This is a genomic window from Roseofilum reptotaenium CS-1145 (assembly GCF_028330985.1).
GTDB lineage: Bacteria > Cyanobacteriota > Cyanobacteriia > Cyanobacteriales > Desertifilaceae > Roseofilum > Roseofilum reptotaenium.
The window spans coordinates 25,146-31,881 of sequence record NZ_JAQMUE010000050.1 but is presented as its reverse complement, the minus strand read 5'-3'; the positions used below and the strand labels follow the sequence as shown (position 1 = coordinate 31,881).

4 protein-coding genes are annotated in these 6,736 nt (G+C 46.5%); 3 read left to right on the top strand and 1 reads right to left on the bottom strand.

All coding sequences use genetic code 11. From position 1 onward, the window contains the following. Positions 1-672 precede the first annotated feature (672 nt). From PN466_RS08310 to PN466_RS08300, 3 genes are all read left to right on the top strand, one after another. Positions 673-2,010 (top strand): glutamine synthetase family protein, encoded by a 1,338-nt coding sequence (locus PN466_RS08310; RefSeq protein ID WP_271938602.1) that lies wholly within the window; start codon positions 673-675, stop codon positions 2,008-2,010. A gap of 124 nt (positions 2,011-2,134) precedes the next feature. Next, entirely contained in the window at positions 2,135-4,771 is a 2,637-nt protein-coding gene (locus tag PN466_RS08305; RefSeq protein WP_271938599.1) for a PAS domain S-box protein, read from the top strand. A gap of 143 nt (positions 4,772-4,914) precedes the next feature. After that, complete coding sequence (locus PN466_RS08300; protein ID WP_271938597.1) at positions 4,915-5,706, top strand: phycobilisome rod-core linker polypeptide; 792 nt, start codon at positions 4,915-4,917, stop codon at positions 5,704-5,706. Between the two features lie 145 nt (positions 5,707-5,851). Here the strand turns inward: PN466_RS08300 and PN466_RS08295 are convergent, their stop codons facing one another. Beyond that, positions 5,852-6,532: a response regulator transcription factor gene (locus PN466_RS08295; RefSeq protein ID WP_271938594.1), complete on the bottom strand. Its 681-nt coding sequence runs from the start codon at positions 6,530-6,532 to the stop codon at positions 5,852-5,854. Between the last annotated feature and the right edge of the window lie 204 nt (positions 6,533-6,736).

Sequence of the window (6,736 nt, the reverse complement as noted above, 5' to 3'; positions counted from 1 at the left end):
TTGCTTGATAGACGAGGGTGCGGTCTCCTTCGTATATCTTGTAGTTAATTTGATACCCGGGTAGTTCTCTAGTCATCGCCGTTGGTCCAACCTGCTCGCTATGGTTTTATGCTTACTCTTAGATCGACTTCAAGTATAACTCCGCATTATCTGAACAGCTCACTCAATCGATCGGTAATAGATCTCCCCTCAAAGCAATATTGAGAAACGTGAAAGTTTAACCCAGATAGCTCAAAATAAATATCAAGAAAGAAAAAACAGGCTCATAAAAATAAGGGGGGTGGGGCAGCGAAAATAAAGTTAGAAAAGCAGATTGTTTTAGGTTTTTCTGTGTCCAGAATTACCTGATTTTGAGAATTTTACGAATCTAGTTTGGAGTGAATGAGTCTACCCCCCATATTGTTTTTCATGAGATGTTTGAGTGTCTGTCAGGAAGACCCGTGGCGATCGCCGATGTAGAGATTGGATAATCTGGAATAGCTTAATCGGACAAAACAGGTTTAAGTTGTCAAAGTTGAGATAAACTCATGGGTGCAGTTAGCGATCGCTCGTAGGATTTGCTGGATAAACAATCGCCAATAGTTTTCCCACTACCCATTACCTATTACCCATTACCGCGCGAAGCACTCTATCCTATGATTGGGATCGCCCCTAACCCGAAACCCAATGCCCATGGATCGTGACATTGAAGCATCCCTCAAAAAAGCTGGAGTCGAATTTATCCGTATTCTCTGGTGTGATAACGGCAATATGATTCGAGCGAAAGCCGTTCATGGGGGCATGTTATCCCATTATCAAGAGCAGGGGGTAGGGTTGGCTATGGCTCAACAAGCGATGCCAGTCATTGGCAGTACACCAGCTTCTGGAAGTGGGTTAGGGCCCGTGGGAGAGGTGCAATTAATTCCCGATTGGTCTACACTGATGGCTCTACCTTATACCCCAAGCCATGCACGGGTGATGGGGAATATGGTGAAAGAAGGAGAACCTTGGGCACTCTGTCCTCGACGGTTTTTGCGGGATATGGCAGCCGATGCGAAACTGGAAGGGTTGGAAGTTATTGCTTCATTTGAAAATGAATTTTATTTACTAGAGCGCTCTGAAAATGGGGAAATTATTCCCACTGACCAAGCTCCCTATTGTTCGACCTATGGTATGGATATTCAGCAACGGATTATTGATGATATTGCGACGGCGTTAAATGAGCAAGGAGTGTTGGTGGAGCAGTATTATCCAGAGTCCGGGCCGGGACAACAGGAAATTTCGGTGTTGTATACTCATGCTTTGGCTGCTGCTGACCAGCAGGTGGTGTTTCGGGAAACCGTGAAGGCGATCGCCCATTATCATCATCGTATTGCTTCTTTTTTACCCAAAATTTTCCCCGATCGCGCCGGAAGTGGCGCTCATCTCCATCTAAGTTTATGGCATAAAGGCGAAAATTTACTCCCCAACCCCTTCGGACTTTTGGGATTATCCGATCGCGCTCGCTGGTTTATTGGTGGTATCCTCCATCACCATCGTGCCCTGATGGCCTTCACTAATCCTATTCCTAACTCCTACCGTCGCCTCCAACCCCATTCCTGGAGTGGAGCTTTTTCCTGTTGGGGATTAGACAATAAAGAAGCCGCAATCCGAGTCATAAGTAATCCAGAAGGCACCGGTTCCACACATTTTGAGTTTAAAACCATTGATGCTGCTGCAAACCCCTATTTAGCCCTAGGAGCGGTAATTGCAGCCGGTTTGGATGGGGTGCGAAACCAGATCGAACCTCCCGAACCGGTGGATTGCGATCCGGGTACCTTGCCCGAAGACGAGCGCCAACATCGTGGCATTGAAGGGTTACCGAAAACCCTTCTAGAAGCGATAACGGCTTTGCGCGACAATCAAGTTTTACTTAAAGCGCTCAGTCCTCCCTTAGCCCAAGCCTATTTAGCCGTGCGCCAAGCGGAATGGGAAACGATGAAACAGTGGGATTTGCAGACTGAGGTGAAGAGGTTGTTGGAGTCTTATTGAGACGCGGGAGTGGGGGAGTGGGGGACACCAAGACACGGAGACACGGAGACATGGAGACGCGGAGATACACAGATATGGAGATTGCCTGTTCCCTATTCCCTATTCCCTATTCCCATCAATGCATATGACAGGTATTAGTATTCTGAGTGGACTGGTGCTGCTGGCGATCGCCACTTACGAAGTCTATCAACAAATTGCTCGCCGCCGTCGGGCGGAACTGAGCCTGAGACAACAAACACAGCGGGAGCGGTTAATTCACGAAATTGCCCAACATATCCGGCAATCGTTGCATCTCGATGAAGTCCTGGCAACTACGGTTGCTGATGTGCGGCAATTTTTAGAGTGCGATCGCGTCTTAATTTATCAAATTTATGCCGATGGAACCGGGTGCGCCATCACCGAAACCGTTTTACCCGATTATCCCTGCATTTTAGGCACCGTCTTTCCGGAAGAAGTCTTTCCCAAGGACTATCATCAAGCTTATCTGAACGGCAAAATTCGGGCGATCGCCAATATCGAACAGGCCGATATTGAACCCTGTTTAGTCGAATTTGTCCAACAATTTGCGGTCCAAGCGAAATTAGTTGTTCCGATTATCCAAACGCCAACCGATATCGAAAACCCCGATCAAACGCCCCATCTGTGGGGCTTACTCATTGCTCATCACTGTCGCCAACCCAGGCAATGGCAACCCCACGAAATCGAACTGATGAAGCAACTGGCGACTCAAGTGGCGATCGCCATTCGCCAAGGAGAACTCTATCAACAACTGCAACAGCTTAACACCCAACTCGAACAACATGTACAGCAACGCACCGAAGAACTCGCCCGCACCAACGACGCTCTACGCCTAGAAATTGCCGAACATCAACGCACCGAAATCGCCCTCCGGCACACCAACCACACGCTACAATCTCTAATTGCAGCCTCCCCTCGTGCTATCTTTACCCTTGACCTCCAAGATAAGATACAACTTTGGAATCCAGCCGCCGAAAAAATGTTTGGTTGGACAGAACCCGAAGTCTACCATCAACCCAACCCCATCCTCTGCGAAGAAACCGTCGAAGAATACCGCAACCTTCGCCAAGCTTGTCTGCAAGGCATCACCCCTCCCAGCCTCGAACTGCGTCGCTTCAAAAAAGACGGTTCCCCCATTGATATCGTCTTGTCTGCGGCTCCCCTGCTCGATAGTAATGATCGCATTAGTGGCATGGTTGCCGTAGTTGCGGATATCACCGAACAGAAACGGCAAGCGGAACAGGTACGCCTGCTTCAATCTGTGGTCATCAATACCAATGATGCCGTCCTAATCACGGAAGCCTTCCCCATCGATCTCCCCGGCCCCCGTATTCTCTATGTCAATCAAGCGTTTACACGGATGACTGGTTATACCCTGGAAGAACTGATTGGCCAAACCCCCCGCATTCTCCAAGGGCCAAAAACCGACCGCCAAAAACTCGACCAGGTGCGAACTGCTCTTACTCAGTGGCAACCATTAACCATAGAATTGATGAACTATCGTAAAGATGGCTCGGAGTTTTGGGTGGAGTTTAGCGTCGTTCCCGTTGCCAACAAGAACCACGAATATACTCACTGGATTTCTATCCAGCGAGATATTACCGAACGCAAACAGACTGAAGACGCTCTGCGGCGCTCTGAAGAACGCTTCCGCTCGCTAATTGAGAATGCCTTAGATATTATTACCATTCTCGATCGCCAAGGAAACATTGACTATGCCAGTCCCTCAGTAGAAAAAGTCCTGGGGTATTCCCCGACTCAACTGATGGGTCAGAACTTTTTTGACGTAGTGCATCCCGATGACTCCAGCAAAATTTATCAGCAGATGATTAATAGTTTGGAAAGTCAGGATATGTCCCTTCTGATGGAATTTCGTGCCCAACATCAAGATGGGTCTTGGCGTATCCTAGAAGCTGTTACCCATGGCGATCGATCGGCGAATGAAAATGGGATGGACACATCTCCAGAACTGCGAATTGTTGTAAATTCCCGCGATATTACGGCTCGCAAGAGATTAAACGAGGTCAAACTTGCCCTAGAACAGGAAAAAGAACTCCATACCCTGAAAACTCGCTTTTTCTCCATGGCTTCCCATGAGTTTCGCACCCCTCTGAGTACAGCTCTAGCGGCTGCCCAATTGTTAGAACAGTCTTCTCATCTGAATCGACCCGAAGATCCGATCAAGCGCTCCAGGAATTTACGGCGGATTGAAGAATCCATTAAACAAATGGTACACCTGCTCGATGATATTCTCACCATTAATCGCGCGGAAGCGGGCAAACTGGAATTTAATCCCCAAACCCTGGATTTGCCTCACTTCTGTCGCCAATTGCTCGAAGAAATTCAGTTCAGTGCGGGTCATCAGTATTCCCTTCAGTTCATCTGTGCTGAAGATTCGGCTTGGGTGGATTTGGATGAAAAGCTGCTGCGATCGATTCTGTCTAATTTGCTCTCTAATGCGATTAAATATTCTCCGGTTGGTAGCGATGTTGAACTACGCTTAACCTTTGAGCAGCAGAACATTATCTTTGAAATCTGCGATCGCGGTATTGGCATTTCCCCAGAAGATCGACAACACCTCTTTGAACCCTTCCAACGCGGTCACAATGTCGGCAATATTCCCGGTACCGGATTAGGGTTAGTCGTGACTCAAAAATGCGTGGAATTACAGGGCGGAAGCATTCGGGTTGATAGCCAGATCAGTGTCGGCACAACCTTAACGGTTATTTTACCTATAACCTGACCCTGTCTTAGGGTCAAGCCATGAGAGTGTAAAGTTTTATTAAATTCTCTCTCATTTAACGACCTGGAGAAATCCCCATCGTTTAGGATGCAGGAGTTATGGCCATTCGGTCAACTATCAGAAATTAGCTTTATTTAAAAACAATGGGAAATTTAACTACAGCGACGCTGGGCTTAGATGCCTTTGAAATTGAACCTCTAGAACTTCGTCCTAATGCTGACGAAGCAGAGCTAGAGCAGATCATTCGGGCTGTTTATAAACAGGTGTTGGGAAATCAGCATTTGATGGAAGGCGACCGCCTCTCTAGTGCTGAATCCTTATTACGCAATGGAGATATTACTGTTCGTGATTTTGTCAGGGCTGTAGCCCAATCAAGTCTGTATCAAGACCTTTTCTTCCACTCCTCCCCCCAGTACCGTTTTATCGAGTTAAACTTCAAGCATCTATTGGGTCGCGCTCCCCAATCACAGGAAGAAATTGCCGAGCATGTCCAAATCTATAATCAGCAAGGATACGCCGCTGAGATTGACTCCTACATTGACAGTGAGGAGTATGTTGAAAATTTTGGCGATCATGTTGTGCCCTATCCGCGTAGCATTCGTTCAGTGGTGGGATTGAAAAATGAAACCTTCAACCGGATGTTTTCTCTACTACGTGGACCGGCGGCCAATGATAGCGGTAACTCAGCTCGGTTAATCACTTCTATCGCAGCGAATGTCGCCACTCCCATCGAACTTCCCGCTGTAGGAAATGGTGCTTCTTATGGCAATACAGACAAGCGCTTTCGGATTGTATTTTCTAGCTCCAAAGCTACGGCTCGTCTCAACAAGTTAACCCGTCAGGAATGTCTGGTTAACTATAGCCAGATGTCTCAGGAAGTTCAGACTATCCACAAGAGGGGTGGAAAAATTCTCAAGATTACTGAGTTGGTTTAGTTCTGAATCGCGATCGGCAGAATCTCCCTCTGTACATTTAGACGATTGCATCCAGAAAATAGTGTAGGGGCGAACGGCTGTTCGTCCCTGCTATATCTTGTTTTTATGGGGAAGTAAGTGTAGCCCTATTTTGGGATTTATTGAATTAATAAAAGTTACCTTTCCCTAATCGGTATCCAATCCCATGAACAGTTTCAATAAAATCTTCAGGCGCACCCACGGCTTTTAATTTTTGACGTAAACTCCGAATATGGACTTTAATTGTATCTTCTTCTGGAGGATCTTTAAGTGACCAAATATGTTCAATCATCACATGACGACTCAACACACGACGACCATTACGCAGTAAGAGTTCTAAAAGAGAATATTCTTTGGGGGTGAGATGCAAGGGGCGATCGTTATAATTGGCTTCATACGTGCTAGGATCAAACCTTAATTTTCCCCATTCTAAAATAGGAGCAGATACACTCCCTCGACGTAAAAGGGCACGAACCCGTGCAAACAATTCACCGAGATCGACCGGTTTCACAATATAATCATCTGCTCCAGCATCAAGACCCGCGATTTTATCACTAACTGTATCACGGGCCGTTATCATCAAAACTGGCATTTGATAACCTTGAAGACGCAGTTGCTTACAGAGACTGATGCCATCAAGATCGGGAAGCATCACATCCAAGAGCAAAAGGTCATAATCAAGAGCATCAAAGTATTCCCATGCTGCTGCTCCATTGGGTGCAATATCAACGACATAAAGTTGATCGGTGAGGGCTTCTGCTAGAGTCTCAGCCAAAGTTATGTCATCTTCAATTAAAAGAATCCTCATGTGGTTATCGTTGCCTTGACCCATTCATTTCAGCTTACAAGAAAACTCAGCATATTCTCTCGGCGATCGCGGGATCAAGTATTACAAAATGTTAAAATTTGCTGGATTTTAGTCATCTTTCCGATTTCTTTACCGTTTCTTCCCTATTTTAATTACGTTCCATCTGCTAAGTTGCTAACTTATGGGAGGTTGGCTCATTTAGCT